The organism is Micromonospora sp. Mcm103 (genome assembly GCF_024519755.1).
GTDB lineage: Bacteria > Actinomycetota > Actinomycetes > Mycobacteriales > Micromonosporaceae > Micromonospora > Micromonospora aurantiaca.
In genome coordinates this window covers 30,927-47,321 of sequence record NZ_JALJRJ010000030.1, presented here as the reverse complement: position 1 = coordinate 47,321, position 16,395 = coordinate 30,927, and the positions used below count along the sequence as shown (strand labels likewise).

Below are 16,395 nucleotides of genomic sequence, written 5' to 3'. Positions count from 1 at the left end.
GGATTTCAGGGGATCCCGTCACTGGGGTTGTCGGTAAGGGGGTCGGCGGATTCCGACAATCCTCCGACATTCTTTCCGTCGCTCAACGTGCCGATCGGCACGGCAGCCAGCCCTGAAGCGTCTCGCCGCAGGCGCGGTCGACTTCCAGGAGTAGGACCCTCCTGATCAGTAGACCGAGCATGTCAACGCAGTGTCGTAGATCCAATCCCGACCGTTCCCGACACCGATCCACCTTTCGTTGGCTGGTCAGGCACCAGCAAGTGCGGGACCGGCGCCTCTCCGGCGCTCGAATGGTCCCTGCACCCAGCAACCGAGGTGCGTAGTCGGAGCCGGGAGAGGCCCGGCCGCGCATCCCACGAGGAGGTGACGGAATGACGCGTATCAAATGGTTCGTCTCCGGGCAGGATCATCAGTCTTTCGCGCCTTTCGGCATCGCCAGCACGGCGATGCTCGCCCGGCTTCGCGACGAGCCGGACCACGAATGCAGCAGCAGGCGCCTGCTTCGGTCCGCGCTGCGCACCTCCGCCGCCTCGCTGCCCTGCCGCGACCCCGCCCCGTGACCGGCGCCGAGGAGAGCGACCGTCCCGTCAACCGCTTCGACGCGGCTCGCCGGACCGTGCTCGCCCACAAGGAGGGCGGAGCCTGCTTTCAGTGCCACGACGGCGTATGTCGCCAGAACGAGTGGGCGCTGGAGGAGCTGTCCCGTCATCCCGGTGGCCGTCGCCTCCTCGTACAGCTCCAGCTTCTCGACCCCGTAGACGACACGATTCAGGAAGGCCGGCCGCGGTGAATCCAGCCCTCGGCGCCGCTGACGAGCACGCCGCCCCGTATGTCCGTTCCGAGCCTGTCCCGGTCCCCCGTCCGGTGCCCGCCGGCGCCGCCTCCGAGCGGACCAACCGGATCGCGGACGAGTTCTTCTTCATGTGCCACGACGACCGGACCGGTCGCCCTCGGCTGTTCGACTCGGCGCTGGCGCACGGCCTGGCCGCTGGGCTGCTCGTCGAGCTCTACTACGGCGGGCGGATCACATTCGAGCGCGGGCACGTGCGCGTCACGGACATCCGGCCGCCGCAGGATTGGCTCCAGCACCTGGTCCTGGACCGGATCGCGGCCGAGCAGCAGCACACCGCGACCCGGGTGTGGCTGGCCTTCCTCGGCTCGTCCGCCTACGAGCAGGTCGCCCAGCGGATGTGGCAGTCGGGCCTGGTGCGGCCGCAGCAGGCGGGCCCCTTCTGGCGGCAACGGACCCTGTACGTGCCGACCGACATCAACACCGCGGCCTGGTCGTGGGCGCGGCTGTCCCAGCACCTGCGCAACGGCCGGAGCCTGAACGGCGTGGACCTCGCCCTGGCCGGCCTGGCGCTGCACACCCAGCTGGACACGACGCTGCTCGACGGCGCGTCGCCGGCGGTGCGCTCGCACCTTCGTCAGCTCGTCGAGCAGTCGTGGCCGCCGTTGCGTGACCTGCTCGCCGATCTCGGCAGCGTCGTCGGCGGGACGGTGCTGAGCCACCGCACCTCCTGACGGCAACACCCATCCACTCTTCGTGAAAGAGACCTGATGTCGCATTCGACTACTGACACTGTTTCCGAGGTTCTGGCGCGCGGCCGGCTCGGGATCCCCTCGGTGGTGTTCTTCGTCATCGCCGCCGCCGCGCCGCTGACGGTGGTCGCCGGCGGTGCGACCACCGGCTACGCGGTCACCGGCGTGGCGGGTATTCCGGTGGCGTACCTTGTCGTCGCCGCCGTGCTGGCGCTGTTCTCGGTCGGGTTCGTGGCCATGTCCCGACGGATCGTCAACGCCGGCGCGTTCTACACCTACGTCACCCGAGGGCTCGGCCGTCCGGCCGGTGTCGGCGCGGCAATGGTCGCGCTGGTGGCGTACAACGCGATGCAGATCGGCCTGTACGGCGGGTTCGGCGCGGTCCTCGCGACGTTCCTGCGCGACCAGTACGGCCTGCACGTCACCTGGTGGGTGCCGGCGCTGATCGGGTGGGCCGTGGTGGCCGTGCTCGGCGTGCTGCGCATCGACCTCAACGGCAAGGTCCTGGCGGTCATGCTCGTCGCCGAGTGCGCGGTCGCGCTGGTTTTCGACGCGGTGATGGTCGGGCACCCCGCCGGCGGGACGGTCACCTTCGACACCCTCGCCCCGTCGCACATCCTCACCGCGGGTATCGGAGCCGCACTGGTCACGGCCATCACGGGTTTCGTCGGCTTCGAGGGCACTGTGGTGTTCTCCGAGGAGACCCGTGACCCGCGCCGGACGGTCGCGCGGGCCACCTACATCGCGGTGGCCGCCACCGGCCTGCTCTACGGCCTGTCCGCCTGGGCGATGTCCGTCGCCACCGGCCCGGACAGGATCGTCGATGCGGCCCGCACCGACGGCACCGACCTCATCTTCAACCTCGTCTCACCGCACCTCGGGTCCAGCATCGTGACCGTCGGGCGGGTCCTGTTCATCACCAGCCTGTTCGCCGCGCTGCTGAGCTTCCACCACACCGTCGCCCGGTATCTGTTCGCTCTCGGCCGCGAGCGGGTCCTGCCCGGCGTACTGGGCCGGACCAGCCGCCGCACCGGCGCCCCGAAGGTCGGCTCGATCCTGCAGAGCGTCCTCGCGGTGATCGTCCTCATCGCCTACACCACTGCCGGCGCGGACCCGATCGTGCACCTGTTCTTCTGGGTCACGGTGACCGGTGGCCTCGGCGTCCTGATCCTCATGACCATCACCTCCGCCGCCGTGATCGGCTTCTTCGCCCGCATCGCCCACGGCGAAGGCTGGTGGCCGGCGTTCGTCGCGCCGCTGCTCGCCACGCTCACGCTGACCGGGTTCCTCGCCGCCACGCTACGAGAGTTCGACATCCTCCTCGGCGTCGACGCGCACTCACCGCTGCGCTGGCTCTTCCCGGCCACCTACGCCATCGCCGCCCTCGCCGGCACCGCCTGGGCGTTGGTCCTGCGCGCAACGCGGCCGCAGGTCTATGACGCCATCGGACTCGGCGCCGACAGCGCCACCGCGCCCCTGCGCCGCACCGACAGCTTCCGCCTGCCGGTCTGAACAAGGAGCTCACCATGACCGTCCCCAGCACCGGCGTGAGCATCCGTCGCGCCACTCCCGCCGACATCGACCCCTTGGTCTCCGTACTCGTCGACGCGTTCTTCGACGGGCCGGTCGCCGACTGGCTGGTCCCCGACCATGACGACCGTCGCGCCGTCTACCGCCGGTACTTCACCCTCGTCCTGCGTCACGGTCTCGCCCACGGCCACGTCGACACCACCACCGACCGGTCCGCCGTCGCGATCTGGTACGCCTGGCCCGTACCTCCACCCGCGGCGCCGCCGGAGCACCAGGCGGCGGTGGAAGCCGCCACCGGACCGTACGCGCCGAAGTTCACCCTCATCGAGGCCATGTTCGACGTGTTCCACCCCCGCGAACCGCACCACTACCTCGCGTACGTGGCGGTCAGCCCCGACCAACAGAGCTCCGGCGTCGGAACCGCCCTGCTCGACAGCTATCACCGCCGGCTCGACGCGCTGGGGCTGCCCGCCTACCTGGAGGCCAGCAACATGCGCAACCGCAGGCTGTACCTGCGGCTCGGCTACCGGGCTGGACCGCCGCTGATCCTGCCCATCAGCGGACCCACGATCTGGCGGATGTGGCGCGGGCCGGCCGGAGCCGCCGGCACGGCGGCGTTTCCCGACACCGAGCAACGACCACGTCGGCGAACCCAGCCGACTGCCGCTTCAAGCTCCGTCCGCATCGGGCGGTAGGGGTGACGCGTCACCGGGACGCGGCCACCCGGCACCACCTCGGGTCACCGCGGCCCGGGGAGATCTCGAGATGGGAGGAAGACATGTCCACCAGCACCGCGGAGCAGACCACGGCCACCGACGGCGGGGACTTCGACCTGGACGTCAGCCTGCTGGAGGTGGCGGACGTCGCCGGCCTGGTCAACCTGACCGACGACGGCTGCGGCAGCACCTGCACCGCCTGCACCACAAACGTCGCCTGACCGACGAACCCTCCCCCGAAAGGCCGGCCGGCGCGGCAACACGCCCCAATTCTCCGCGCCGGCCGGCACCCCGACCGACATCCACCCGAGGTGCAGCGTGCGCTCTCCCACAGGCTCTCCGGCATACCGGTCGACCGGTGCCGCGCTCGTCCGCGGGGCCGCCCACCCCGACATCGACCTGCCGCCGTGGCCCGACCTGACCGAACCACGCGACGCTCTCGTCCCCGGCTGGGTGGCATGGCTGCGGCAGGTGTGGACGAACGAGACCGTCGTGAACGCGATCAGCCACGCCAGCCCGGTACTCGCCGCGCAGGTCGCCAGGCTGTGCGCCGGCGAGGCCCTCACCGTCCGGGAGACCCGGCGGGTTATCCAGGCGGTCGTCCGCTACACGCAGCGCCTACGCGGCCGGCCGACCCCGTTCGGTCTCCTCGCCGGGGTGGCACCCGCCGTGTTCGGGTCACGCTCGCCCAGCCGGTGGGGCACCGCACACCAGGCCGTCGCCCGGGCGGGCGCCGCGTGGCTCGCCGACGTGATCACCCACCTGGAACGATGCCCGGACCTGGTCGCCCGGCTCCCGGTGGTCGCGAACAACACCATGACGGTACGCGACGACCGGCTCGTCCTGCCCTACCAGCCGGACGCCCGACCGCAGGGCACGACGGCTGTGGAGGTGTCGCTGCGGTACACCGCGCCGGTCCGCGCCGCGATCACCGCCGCCCACGCCCCGATCCGGGTGGAAGCACTGTCCGCGCAGCTGTGTGCCGCGTTCCCGCGCGCTGCACCGGCGACCGTTGAGGGGATGCTCGCCGAGCTGATCACCCGCGGCGCGCTGATCACCAGCCTGCGCGCGCCCGGCACGGAACCCGACGCCCTGGCGTACCTGCTGCTCCAGCTCGACGACGTCGATGCCGGCGGCATCGCGGCGGTCGCCGACCTGGTCCGCGCCCTGCGCGACATCCACATCGCGCTACGACGCCACCGCACCGCCCAAGGCGCGGACGGCCGCGAGGCCCGCGCCCAGGTGACCTCCCGGATGCGTGCCCTCGGCGTCTCCGTCCACGAGCCTCTCGCGGTGGATCTCCGGCTGGACGCGTCGGTCACGCTGCCCGATCAGGTGGCGCGGGAGGTGGAACGCGCCGCCCTGGCGTTGACCCGGCTCAGCGCCCACCCCTACGGCACCGCGGCCTGGCGCGCCTACCACCAGCGTTTCTACGAACGGTACGGGATCGGCTCGCTGGTGCCGGTACGCGACGTCGTCGACCCGGACAGCGGCATCGGCTTCCCCGACGGATACCCCGGCACCCCAGCAGACGAGCCACGATCACCCCTGTCCCGCCGCGACGAGCTGCTCCTCGCCCTCGCCCAGCGCGCCGCCCTGGACGGCGCGGACGAGGTGCTGCTCGACGAGGAGCTGATCGCAGAACTGGAGCTGGGGCCGCCACGGCTGCGGCTGCCGGCACACCTGGAGACGGGCGTCCGCGTGCACGCCGCCGGCGACGCCGACCTGGCGCGCGGCAGGTTCACCGTTGAGGTCACCTCCGTGTCGCGGGGCGCCGGGGGACTCACCGGCCGGTTCCTCAGCGTGTTGCGGGCGGTCGACGCGGCGAAGCTGGCCGCCGGCCTGACCGACCTGCCCACCGCCGATCACGACACGGTGCCCGCCCAGATGTCGTTCCCGCCGCTGGATCCCGCGACCGCCCACGTCACCCGCGCCATGCAGATCCTGCCCACTGTCATCAGCCTGGCCGAGCACCGGCGCCCGAACCGGTCGGTACTCACCGTCGACGACCTGGCGGTGGGCTGCGACGGCCGACGCATGTACCTCGCTGCACCCAACCAGGGCCACCGCTTCGAAGCCGTCGGCATGCACGCGCTCAACCTGCGCACCCACACCCCACCACTGGCCCGGTTCCTCATCGAACTCGGCCGCGCCCAGTGCGCCCAGGTCACCGCTTTCGACTGGGGCGCCGCCGCCCGGGCCAAGCTGCCGTTCCTTCCCCGCATCCGCTACGGGCGCGCGATCCTCGCCCCCGCCACCTGGCGGCTGGAAGCTATCGAGCTGCCCGACCGGCGGCAGCCCTGGTACGCCTGGGACGACGCCCTCGACCATTGGCGGGCACGCCGGCGCCTGCCCCGCCTGGTGCAGCTGGTTGAAGCCGACCGGCGTCTGCCGCTGGACCTCGACGAGTCCGCGCACCGCGTCCTGCTGCGCACTCACCTACTCGCCGCACCGCGAGCGGTCCTCGTGGAAGCACCAACCCCGCAGGACCTCGGCTGGTCCGGCGGCCGTCCGCATGAGGTCATCCTGACGCTGCACGCCACTGAGCGACCACCCTGGCCGCCCCTGCCCACACCGACGCCGGCCCGCGTCATCGGACGAGACCAAGGCCTGAGCCCTGCCGCCTCTCCGCTGCTGCTCGCCAAGCTCTACGGAGACGTCCGCCGACAAGACCTCCTTCTCGCCGAGCACCTACCCCGACTCCTCTCCGAGTGGGAGGTGCCGCCGGACTGGTGGTTCCTCCGGTTCCGCGACCCCGAACAGCACCTCCGCCTCCGCATCGCCCTGCCCGACCCGTCGGCATTCGGACCGGCCGCCGGACGTGTCAGCGCATGGGCCGACGACCTACGCCGACGTGGCCTGCTGCGGGAGATCCAGTACGCCACCTCCTACCCCGAGACCGGGCGGTGGGGATCCGGTGCGGCCATGCAGGCCGCCGAGGCGGTCTTCATCGCCGACTCCCACGCCGTCCTGACGCAGCTACGCCAGCCCGTCCGCCCGCGCCGACAGGCACTCGTCGCCGCGCAGATCGCCGCTATCCCCGTCGCCTACACCGGCAACGTCGACGCCGGCATGCGCTGGCTCATCGACCACATACCCCCGACCGCGCCGCAGCCGGTCGAGCGGCCGCTGTTCCACGAAGCCGTACGACTCGCCCACCCCGGCGACGACTGGGCCGCACTGCGCGCTGTCCCCGGCGGCACCGCCATCGTCGACGCCTGGAAGAACCGCGACATCGCCCTCGCCGTCTACCGGACCCACCTACCCGGACCGCACACCGACGGCATCAACAGCGACGACGTCCTGGGCTCCCTCATGCACGCCCACTACATCCGCGCGGTCGGCATCGACTTCGACGACGAGGACCGGTGCCGCTACCTCGCCCGCGCCGCTGCCCTGGCCTACTTCGCCCGGAGCCGGCCATGACCCTTCCGTACGAGAGCCACGACCTCGCTGTCGCAGTCGCCGATCTGCTCGCCCATCCCGACGACCCACGGCTGCCGATCCGGCAACCCTGGTGGCAGCAGTCACTCGCCCTCGGCGTACCCGGCATCGCCCTGCTCCACGTCGAGCTGGCAGCGGCACGGCTAAGGCCCTGGCAACGTGCTCATGATTGGCTCGCCGCCGCTAGCAGCGGCCCGGTAACGACGGGCGCCGACAGCCACCCCTTCCACGGCGCGCCCGCGCTGGCCCACGTCCTCGCTTGCGCCGCCGCTCACCAGCCCGGCACCTACGCCCGCGCGCTCGACGACCTCGACCGGGCGATCGTCGCCGACGCCCGGCGCCGCGTGGCCGCCGCGCACGCCCGCATCGACGATGGGGAACTACCGGCGCTCGCGGAGTTCGACGCCATCCGAGGGCTCGCCGGGATCGGCGCCTACCTGCTCCGCCGAGCACCCGACAGTGAGGCGCTGGCCATGGTGCTCGGATATCTGGTCCGGCTGACGCAGCCACTCCGCGCCGGCAGCGAGGTGTTACCAGGCTGGTGGACCGGCAGCGGGCCCTCCGGCCGCGCCGACTCCCGCTTCCCCGGCGGACACGGCAACAACGGCACGGCCCACGGCATCGCCGGACCCTTGGCGCTACTGGCGCTCGCGGCCCTGCACGGCATTGCCGTCGACGGTCAGACCGCTGCCATCGCAACGATCTGCACCTGGCTCGACCGATGGTGCCACGACTCCACGGCCGGTCCGCTCTGGCCGTACTGGATCACCAGACCGCAACTCCGGGCGGACCGCGCCGAGGTCCACCGCGTGCAGCGGCCGTCCTGGTGCTACGGCACCGCCGGCCTGGCGCGCGCCCAGCAACTCGCCGCCCTGGCCCTGAACGATCCCGTCCGCCGCGCCGCCGCCGAAGACGCACTCGTACGCGCTCTCGCTGACCCGTGCCAGCTCGCGGCGACCACCGACCCGTCGCTCTGCCACGGCCACGCCGGCCTGGCCCACATCGCGCACCGGATGGCCGCCGACGCCCTGCCCGACACCGCCGGGACCCTCGGCGTGCTGGTCCCTCGGCTTCTCGGCGCGCTCGACCCGGGCGGCGCCGGGCCTCGACGTACCGCAGTTGCCCTGGTCGCCGCGAGCCCCGGCCTGCTCGAAGGCGCCGCCGGCGTCGCGCTGGCCGCCCTCAGCTGCAGCAGCGCGGGCGCGCACACCAGCTCCTGGGACGCCTGCCTGCTCACCGCCCCCATCGCCCATCCCCTGACGTAAGGACGTCGAATGCCAACGCCCGCCTGGCGGCAGTACACCGTCGAGTTCCCCGACCCCACCGCAGCCGAGGACGTCGCCGTCTCCGTCCTGGCCCCGGCGCTGGCCGCCGCGCAGGACGAGAGCGTGCTGCACGGGTGGTGGTACGTCCGGAAGTACCCCGCCTGGCGGTGGCGCTACCTTGCCGACGACCCGACCTCCCACCGCGTCGAGGACCTGCTGGAGACACTCGCGGGCCAGGACCGAATCACCAACTGGACCCGAGGCGTCTACGAACCGGAGACCCTGGCCTTCGGCGGGTCGGCCGGCATGCAGGTAGCCCACGAGCTGTTTCATCAGGACAGCCGGCACCTGCTACTCGACCTGCCTCCCGCCACCACGCTGGGAAGGCGCGAGCTCGCCGTGCTGCTGTGCAGCGTCCTGATGCGCGCCGCCGGTCTGGACTGGTACGAGCAGGGCGACACCTGGGCGAAGGTCGCCGACCTCCGGCCCTCCCCCGGCCTCGCAGTGCCAGAGCGGGCCGCCGAACTGGCCCGAGCGATCAATCGGCTCATGACCGTCGACGCCCACAGCCTCGCGAAGACAGGCGGACCACTCGTGGGCCTCGGCCCATGGCTCGACGCCTTCGCAACCGCCGGCCAGGCACTCGCCGACCTCGCCCGACACGGCCACCTCCGACGGGGGCTACGCGCCGTCATCGCACACCACGTCATTTTCCACGCCAACCGATCTGGCTTGTCCGTTCAGGACCAGTCCACCCTCGCCGCGCTCGCGGTCCGCAACGTCTTCCACCACACCACGAGGAGCACCGTGTCGATCGCAGAACCCACGCCCACGAGCACTAGCGTCGATCGAGTGACCAGCGAACCCGCCGACCTGCGCGCCGCGCTCACCGACGCACTTCGCGCCGAGAACATCATCCGCACGCCCGGCGTCGAGGCCGCCATCCGCGCCACCCCGCGGCACCTGTTCCTACCCGGCGTACCACTGGAACAGGCCTACGCCGACGCTCCCGTCTACACCAAGACCGACGGCCGAGGCGCCTCCATCAGCGCCGCCTCACAGCCACGAATCGTGGCCATGATGCTCGAACAACTCGACGTACGACCCGGCCACCGGGTCATGGAAGCCGGCGCCGGCACCGGCTACAACGCCGCCCTGCTCGCCGCCCTCACCGGCGACAACGGACGCGTCGTCACCCTCGACGTCGACGAGGACCTCGTCGACGGGGCCCGCAAGCACCTGGCCACGGCCGGCGTCACAAACGTGGACGTCATCCTCGGCGACGGAGCGCTCGGCTGCCCAGACGGCGCACCCTACGACCGGATCATCGCCACAGTCGGCGCCTACGAAACCCCGACAGCGTGGCTGGAGCAGCTCGCCCCGGACGGGCGACTCGTCGTACCGCTGCGCCTGCGTGGCGCCGCCTCCCGCTCGATCATCTTCCAGCGGCACGACGGCGGATGGCGCGACCAGGGCAGCGAGCTGGCCGTCTTCATGCCGCTGCGCGGCATCGGCGACGACGCCCGCCGGCAGGTACCGATCACACCGGAGCAGGACGTGATCCTGCAGGTGCACAAGGAACAGGACGTCGACACCGCGGCACTGGCCGGCGTGCTGGACACCGAGCGGCGCAAGATCTGGACAGACGTGTTCTTCCCACCGATGGTGCCGTACGAGTGGATGGACCTCTGGCTGGCCTGCCGGCTCGACAACGCCATCATGCGCATGAACGTCCAACCCGCAGCCATCGAACGCGGCGCCGTCACCCCGATGTTCCCGTGGGGCGCGATGGCCACCACCCGCGGCGCCGACCTCGCCTACCTCACCATCAGGCCAACGCCGACCAGACCCGGCGACAGCAGACTGTACGAGGTAGGCGTCATCGGTCATGGCCCGGACGGCGCAGGTCTCGCGGCTCTCGTCAGCGAGGAGATCCGCGTCTGGAATGCCACCTATCGCTCCCGGCGCGTCCGCTTCGAGATCCCCGACGCTCCCGTCGAGGCGGACCCCTCGGCCGGACGCTTCGTCCTTCCCCGGCCGCAGCACCCCATCACCGTCACCTGGCAGTGACCGTGGAGTCGGACAGCGCGCTGTTTCGGCGCTTCCCACTGGTCGCGCGACCACGGCCCATCGCCGGACCGTTGGCCGCCCGCATCGACGATCTGTGCGCGTTGGCGGATCGCGCCGCCCGAGAGGACGACCGAGCCGCGGCCTCGGCCGTCTACAACCAGGCCGCTCTCCTCGCCTCGGACTGCAGCCAGCCGGATCTGGCCCGTCGGTGGTGCCACGAGCATGCCGCCGCGTACCTGCAGGCCCTTCCTCTGGACGCGCAGGCGGCACGCCACGCGCTGGAGCCCTTGGTCAATCTCGCTCGGCTGCACATTCGCGACCGCGACGGCGACGCCGCCCTTCGACTCCTCACGAGTCTCTTCGAGGCAGTGTCGTCACGGACGGACGCGGTGATCGACGGCCAGGCGCTGCCGGCGCGCCGGCTGACTCGCGGTGAGGACGACCACCGCGAGGTCAGGCGATGGCTGTGGAGCGTGCTCGTCGCAGAGGGTGCCCGTGCGCTGGCCAGCGCGGGCCGGTGGAGCGAGGCGTATGAACATCTCGATCGACATCATGGCATCGGCCAGCGGATGCTCGACGGACGCCAGGTGGCGATCATCGCCCGCCTGGCGGCTGGCGACACCGCATCGGCCCGCTCGATGGTCGCGGAGACCGCCCCTGGCGAACCCTGGGAGGACGCAGTCACCGCATGCCTGGCCTACCTGTGTGACAGGTCTTCCGAGGGACAGCTGAGGCTTGCGGTGGACGGTTACCTCAGAATGCAGCCAGCGAGGCCTCTCGCCATCTTCCAGGCCCGCCTCGGCATGACGCTCATCGACGCAGCCGGCGGAACAGCGGATGCACCGCTGCTGCGTCTCGCTGCGACTCTGGTCGCAAACTGCGCCGCCTGGGGCGATGCGCGAGTCGCTCAGGAGATCCTCCGCCACCAGGGTATGGCGGCAGGCATCAGCCACCGCCAGGCAGTGCAGCTTGCGGGGATCGTGCTGAACGGCGGCCTCGACCTCGGGAAATTACCGGCACGGGTGGAGGAGCGTCTCTCGAGACCCCTGGCCCTGTGCCACGCGACCTTGCTGAGCAGCTGTCCGCAAGGGGATGAAGATCCCTCTGGCGTCGAGATCTGACTACAGCGAGGGCCCTCCACGGGTTGTGCCGACCGGACACACTGAGCACCTTCTATGTTCTCCGAGATTGGATCCGGCATGCGCTTGTTCCTGCTGCAATTGCCCGCCCTTATCGGTGTACTCATCGGTGCGCTGGCCACATACATCACAACGACAGTCCAGGAGCGGAGTCGTTGGCGCCGTCAGCAGGCGGCTCGCTGGGATGAGCGGCGGATAGCCGCGTACACGGACTACGCCCATGCCGTCAAGCGGGTCATTTCCGTCGCGGTGCGCCTCGCTGCCAAACGGGGTGTCTATGAGGACGACTTCTGGTTCGGTGGAGAGATCACCGAAGCAGATCTCCTCATGGCGGAGGAGGAACGGACGACCCGGTGGGAGGCGGTATTGATGCTGGGCGACGATGCTGTGGTCGCAGCTGCTCGCCAATGGCACGATGTGGCGTTTCGCCTCATGCGACTGGCGCTGGGCCAGACCAGCGACCTGACGTGGAACGAGGCGGTTCGGGCTACCGGCCAAGCACGGGGTCGCTTCTACACTGCGGCTCGCCGGGATCTGGGTGTGAAGTTCGACGAGTCCTCGGCGCCGTACGAGTGGCAGATGTCCAAGTGGCTGACCGAGAGGCCCGAGGATCGAAAAACCGCGGTGGCTAGTGATCCGGTCGTCTGAGTCACCGGCGAGTCGTGGCTGCCCAAGTCACTCTCCGACTCCTTGCAGGTCGGATCGTGAAGCCAGAACAACCGGCGATCGGTACTGACCGTTGTCCGCCAGACCGAGGTTGCTGGTGCGCCATCGCAGCTCCCCGACCTCCCAGGCCACGGCGTCGACGTCAGGTTGCCGGCCGGTCGGGCTTAGGGCTCCAGCCGCCACCGTTCAGCCAGGCGGTGCCGCCCACCTCCGCCTGGGGGAACGGTGTCGTGTTGTGGCCGCGGGTGCCGAGGTCGGGCCGTTCCTTGCGTTCCTGCTCGTCGATCTTGATCAGGTCTGCCATCGCTTCGACGTACTGGCGTTCCGCGACCAACAGGAACGTGACGAACTCCTGCACCGCCTTCTGCACCGCCGCCTCCGGGTTCGAGCACGACGAGAAGAGCCCGTTGACGGCCTCGATGTAACCCTTCAGGACGTCGATGAGCGTCCCGATGTGCTGGTAACCGAGGCTGGCGTACGCGTTGCGCAGTCCTTCCAGCATGCTGGCGGCCTTCTTGCCCTCCTCAGCCAGCCACCGCGCGTGGGTCTCGAGCTGGAGCAGGTAGGCGGAAGCGCGATCGGCGTACTGGCCGAACGCCTGCGCGGCGCTGCCGTCCCAGTAGAGCTTGAGGTTTTTCAGCTCAGCGTCCATCTCGGCCCGCAGCTCGGCGTAGGTGCCGGCGGCCGAGTGCACGAGGTCGGCCCGGTTCCAGATCACCTTCGGCGCTGAACGCCACGCGTGGACCATCAGATCGGTCAGGGGAAGGCGGTCGCCGGTGCCGAGCTCGATCAGGATCGCCTCCAACTGGAGCAGCGTGTCGCGGTGCTCGTGGATGAAGGTGTCGAGACGGTCACCCTCACCGTTCTCGTAGTAGGTGGTCCGGCCCCCGGTGAAGCCGAGGTTGTTGCCGTCGGTGCTGCCGATGGTGATCGGCTCCTCCACCTCCCGGGTCCGCGGCAGCCGCTCGTTGCGGGTGGCCCCGAGCCGGTCGTTGCCCTCGGGGATCACCAACACCGGCTGGTCGTCGGGAAGCCTGCGGTCGTGGGGCTGGGAGAGGATGCCGGCGCCGCCCGGGCGCACACGGACGCTGTTGCCGTACCCGTCGCCGAGCGGCAGGTACGGGCCCAGGTCCCGGTTGAATACATCGAAGTCAGTGGAGATGTCCAGATCGGTGCCCTCGTAGTCGGCGGCGATCTGCATCAGTCCATCGGCGATGCGCTCCATCTCGTTACGGGCGATGTTCGCTTCGGACAACCGGCTACCCAAGGCGGTCGCCCAATCCCGGTTGAGCTTGTCGGAGATGCCCTCCAGCGTGCCCCAGGCCGCGCTCGGGATGGCTCCGATGTCGCCGAGGTAGCGGCGCACGGCGCTGTAGGTGACGGCATCCTCGTACCGCTCTTTACCGAAGGCCACCAGCGCCCGGGACTCGACCCGCAGAGCCGACGTGTCCGTGGTCATGGTCTGCTTCTCTCCCCGTACGGTGACTCGGCCGGCGTGAACAGCTCCACCCCGACGGGCGAGCCGAAGTAGTCGACGCGCAACTGCCGGTACTGCCGGCGGTGATCAGCCACTGCGGCCAGCAGGGCCGTGCGGATCTCCGATGCCACCTCGTCCGGGCTGCACCGGCGCAGCATGCCGGGCCGAATGTCGACCTTGAGATCCCCGTCGTGGCCGCGGACGACCGTCACCCAACCGTTGGTGGAGACACCTTCGGCCCTGATCCGCGCCACGTCATCGAAGTAGCGCTCCAGCTTGCCCACAGCCTGCTCCTAGTCAGTGGCGTTGAGGGTCATAGCCCGGTCGGCGATGCGCTGCGCGCTGGTGTTCGTGTACGCGATGACCTGCTCGAGCGGACGATCAGGGCTGCTGAAGTCCGCGAGGATGTGGGCGTAGCGCCGGTCGGAGGCCAGGAGCACACTCGTAAAGATCTTGTCGTTGATCCGCTGTGCGCAGGAGCGGGCTACCTCGTACCGGGGCGCGCTCGGGTTCGGGACCGCCTCACCGTCACACGGGCCCGACGTGGCCGTGCTGCGGAGAAACGCCTCGTCGTCGCTCTCGATCAGGCTCAGCAGGATCCTGCCCCGGTAGGCCTGGTCGGCCGATGTGAAGTCGAACTCGCATCGCACCCGGGACCGGTCGACATCGCGCTTCGGTTCGGTACGTGTCAGCGTCCACGACCCGGACACCATCTCCGGTAGGGCGTCGGCCACATCACCGCACGACGGAACGGCTGCGTCGTCGCCGAGCGGGCCCCAGCGCCACAGACCGACCAGGCCGAGCGCCACGACGGCAACGGCAGCCGCGGCGATCAGCGCCTTCTTGCTCATGGGGCCGCTCACCAACCGGACCGCTGGTCGCGTACCGGCGCGTCCACCTCACGTACCGGCCGCTGCAGCGACGCCAATGCGACCCTGGCGGCGGCTCTCACCTGGCGGGCCAACGACTCGTCCGTGTGCCGGTGCAGACCGTCGACCTCGACCGCGATGTCACCCCGCCTTGAAGCAGCGATGCGAACGGACCGGTCAGGCGAATGGACATCGACGTCATGACTATGGTTCGCGGCCTCGGGAGCAGCTGGCTCTCGCGACCCGGGAATCATCGGGTTTGTCCTCTCTGCCCGGTCGTGTCAGACGTTGCGCTCAGGTTGTGCGCACGCGCGACGGATGCGTCCTTCCGTCGCAACGCCACCATGGCGACGACCCTATCAACGCGTGTCACCGCCTCGCCGCCCTGAGTGATCGCCGCAGATCGGTCCACCAGCGCCCGCATCGGCCCGCCCGACGATGACGGATCAATGCGACTGGCGAGAGAATCCCGCGGAGGGCAGCTCATCAGCCAGGTCGTGGCGTACGGCTTCCTCGGCCCTGTGGCGTCGGCGGTTCCAGATGAGGAAGATCGTCAACATCAGCAGGATGAGAACCACCAGGCCGGCGCCACCGGCGATCACGGCAACCTGCTGGTCGCTCGGGCCACCCTGGTCGCCATACCTGGTGACGTCGAAGTTGTCGTCCCCGGCTGCCTGGTCCGCACCGGTAGCCGGGGGCGTCGGGCCGAGCAAGGGATTCTCGGAGACCACCGGCACGTCGGCTGTCAACGCGGCCACTGGGTCGATGAGACCGAAGCCGTACTGCGGATCACGACCCGCCGGGCCAGCGTCACGGGCCGTCCGGATGATCCTGTTGATGACATTTGCCGCGTCGAGATCCGGGTACTTCGACCGGATCAAGGCCGCAACACCGGAGACGATGGCGGCGGAGTCCGAAGTGCCGTCGCCCCAGCCGTAGCCGTGGTTCGGGCCGATGTTGAAGATGCCGTCGCCAGGAGCCGACACCGCGGCTTCCGGGCCCTGCACAGAGCCGGACCAGAAGGCTCCGCCACGGGTCGTGCCGGTCACCGCGATGACGCCGGGAATGTTGGCCGGCGAGGTGACGGCCTTCTCACCCTTGGCGATGTTGCCGGCGGAGACGACCACGACGACGTCCTTTGCAAGGGCGTACGTAATGGCCTCCTTCTCCCCCGGCGATGCCGCAGCCGCCCCGCCGACGGACACGTTGACCACCGTGGCTCCGCCATCGACGGCCATCCGGATGCCCTGGGCCACCGCTTGACTGCTGGCCCGTCCCTTGCCCTTTTTAATCTTGATAGGGAGAATCCTGGCGCCTGGGGCGATCCCGTCCACACCGTCGGCGGCCGCGTTCGTCGCCGCGATGATGCCGGCCATATGAGTGCCATGACCGTCCTCGTCGGCGCGACCGTCCCCGGTCGCGCCAAAGCTGCGACCGCCGGGAAGCACCCGGCCCCGGAGGTCCGGGTGGGTGGCGTCGACGCCGCTGTCCACCACCCCGACGATCACGCCGCGACCGGTCGACAGCTTGCGCACCTGGTCGATGCGAAGCTCGTCCAGGTACCACTGCTCCGCCCGCTGCGGCGCGGCGACAGCAGGCTGGGCGGCGGCACCGACCAGCAGCACGCTCAGCAGGCCGGCCGCGACCGACCGGAGCATGCCGGCATTCACGCTCATC

At 70.3% G+C, this 16,395-nt stretch carries 15 protein-coding genes; 11 read left to right on the top strand and 4 right to left on the bottom strand.

All coding sequences use genetic code 11. The features are described 5' to 3' along the window. Positions 1-371: 371 nt before the first annotated feature. The 11 genes from OC439_RS27945 to OC439_RS27895 all read left to right on the top strand — a co-directional run bounded on the left by OC439_RS27945 (position 372) and on the right by OC439_RS27895 (position 12,354). Positions 372-560: a hypothetical protein gene (locus OC439_RS27945; protein WP_262016034.1), complete on the top strand. Its 189-nt coding sequence runs from the start codon at positions 372-374 to the stop codon at positions 558-560. Next, positions 557-790, top strand: a complete 234-nt coding sequence (locus tag OC439_RS27940; protein ID WP_262016033.1) for a hypothetical protein — start codon at positions 557-559, stop codon at positions 788-790. Before OC439_RS27945 ends, OC439_RS27940 begins: the two co-directional genes overlap by 4 nt. Then, positions 787-1,524: a GOLPH3/VPS74 family protein gene (locus OC439_RS27935; RefSeq protein WP_262016032.1), complete on the top strand. Its 738-nt coding sequence runs from the start codon at positions 787-789 to the stop codon at positions 1,522-1,524. Before OC439_RS27940 ends, OC439_RS27935 begins: the two co-directional genes overlap by 4 nt. 36 nt (positions 1,525-1,560) lie before the next feature. After that, entirely contained in the window at positions 1,561-3,054 is a 1,494-nt protein-coding gene (locus OC439_RS27930) for an APC family permease (RefSeq protein ID WP_262016031.1), read from the top strand. Positions 3,055-3,068: 14 nt separating this feature from the next. Then, complete coding sequence (locus OC439_RS27925) at positions 3,069-3,767, top strand: GNAT family N-acetyltransferase (RefSeq protein WP_262016030.1); 699 nt, start codon at positions 3,069-3,071, stop codon at positions 3,765-3,767. A gap of 83 nt (positions 3,768-3,850) precedes the next feature. Continuing rightward, positions 3,851-4,009, top strand: a complete 159-nt coding sequence (gene fxlA, locus OC439_RS27920) for an FxLD family lanthipeptide (RefSeq protein ID WP_187692502.1) — start codon at positions 3,851-3,853, stop codon at positions 4,007-4,009. A gap of 97 nt (positions 4,010-4,106) precedes the next feature. Further along, positions 4,107-7,214: a lantibiotic dehydratase gene (locus OC439_RS27915; RefSeq protein ID WP_262016029.1), complete on the top strand. Its 3,108-nt coding sequence runs from the start codon at positions 4,107-4,109 to the stop codon at positions 7,212-7,214. Continuing rightward, positions 7,211-8,497, top strand: coding sequence for a lanthionine synthetase C family protein (locus OC439_RS27910; protein ID WP_262016028.1), 1,287 nt, complete (start codon positions 7,211-7,213; stop codon positions 8,495-8,497). The genes OC439_RS27915 and OC439_RS27910 overlap by 4 nt, the downstream gene beginning before the upstream one ends. A 9-nt stretch (positions 8,498-8,506) precedes the next feature. Beyond that, on the top strand, positions 8,507-10,567 hold the full coding sequence (fxlM, locus tag OC439_RS27905; RefSeq protein ID WP_262016027.1) for a methyltransferase, FxLD system: 2,061 nt from the start codon (positions 8,507-8,509) through the stop codon (positions 10,565-10,567). Then, positions 10,564-11,688 (top strand): hypothetical protein, encoded by a 1,125-nt coding sequence (locus tag OC439_RS27900; protein WP_262016026.1) that lies wholly within the window; start codon positions 10,564-10,566, stop codon positions 11,686-11,688. The genes fxlM and OC439_RS27900 overlap by 4 nt, the downstream gene beginning before the upstream one ends. Before the next feature lie 78 nt (positions 11,689-11,766). Next, entirely contained in the window at positions 11,767-12,354 is a 588-nt protein-coding gene (locus OC439_RS27895) for a hypothetical protein (RefSeq protein WP_262016025.1), read from the top strand. A 160-nt stretch (positions 12,355-12,514) separates the two neighbouring features. Here the strand turns inward: OC439_RS27895 and OC439_RS27890 are convergent, their stop codons facing one another. From OC439_RS27890 to mycP, 4 genes are all read right to left on the bottom strand, one after another. Beyond that, a complete protein-coding gene (locus OC439_RS27890; RefSeq protein ID WP_262016024.1) occupies positions 12,515-13,831 on the bottom strand; it encodes a hypothetical protein in 1,317 nt (438 codons plus the stop codon). Then, complete coding sequence (locus OC439_RS27885; RefSeq protein ID WP_262016023.1) at positions 13,828-14,133, bottom strand: hypothetical protein; 306 nt, start codon at positions 14,131-14,133, stop codon at positions 13,828-13,830. The genes OC439_RS27890 and OC439_RS27885 overlap by 4 nt, the downstream gene beginning before the upstream one ends. Positions 14,134-14,142: 9 nt before the next feature. After that, a complete protein-coding gene (locus tag OC439_RS27880) occupies positions 14,143-14,712 on the bottom strand; it encodes a hypothetical protein (RefSeq protein ID WP_262016022.1) in 570 nt (189 codons plus the stop codon). Positions 14,713-15,164: 452 nt separating this feature from the next. Next, positions 15,165-16,394 carry a type VII secretion-associated serine protease mycosin gene (gene mycP, locus OC439_RS27875; protein ID WP_262016021.1) on the bottom strand — a complete coding sequence of 410 codons (1,230 nt, stop codon included), beginning with the start codon at positions 16,392-16,394 and terminating at the stop codon, positions 15,165-15,167. Position 16,395: the final 1 nt, after the last annotated feature.

What these genes read in the sequence shown, in the direction of transcription:
- OC439_RS27910 (WP_262016028.1), top strand. Translation starts at nt 7,211, where the DNA reads ATGACCCTTCCGTACGAGAGCCACGACCTCGCTGTCGCAGTCGCCGAT.
- fxlA (WP_187692502.1), top strand. Translation starts at nt 3,851, where the DNA reads ATGTCCACCAGCACCGCGGAGCAGACCACGGCCACCGACGGCGGGGAC.
- OC439_RS27895 (WP_262016025.1), top strand. Translation starts at nt 11,767, where the DNA reads ATGCGCTTGTTCCTGCTGCAATTGCCCGCCCTTATCGGTGTACTCATC.
- OC439_RS27930 (WP_262016031.1), top strand. Translation starts at nt 1,561, where the DNA reads ATGTCGCATTCGACTACTGACACTGTTTCCGAGGTTCTGGCGCGCGGC.
- mycP (WP_262016021.1), bottom strand. Translation starts at nt 16,394, where the DNA reads ATGAGCGTGAATGCCGGCATGCTCCGGTCGGTCGCGGCCGGCCTGCTG.
- fxlM (WP_262016027.1), top strand. Translation starts at nt 8,507, where the DNA reads ATGCCAACGCCCGCCTGGCGGCAGTACACCGTCGAGTTCCCCGACCCC.
- OC439_RS27945 (WP_262016034.1), top strand. Translation starts at nt 372, where the DNA reads ATGACGCGTATCAAATGGTTCGTCTCCGGGCAGGATCATCAGTCTTTC.
- OC439_RS27925 (WP_262016030.1), top strand. Translation starts at nt 3,069, where the DNA reads ATGACCGTCCCCAGCACCGGCGTGAGCATCCGTCGCGCCACTCCCGCC.
- OC439_RS27890 (WP_262016024.1), bottom strand. Translation starts at nt 13,831, where the DNA reads ATGACCACGGACACGTCGGCTCTGCGGGTCGAGTCCCGGGCGCTGGTG.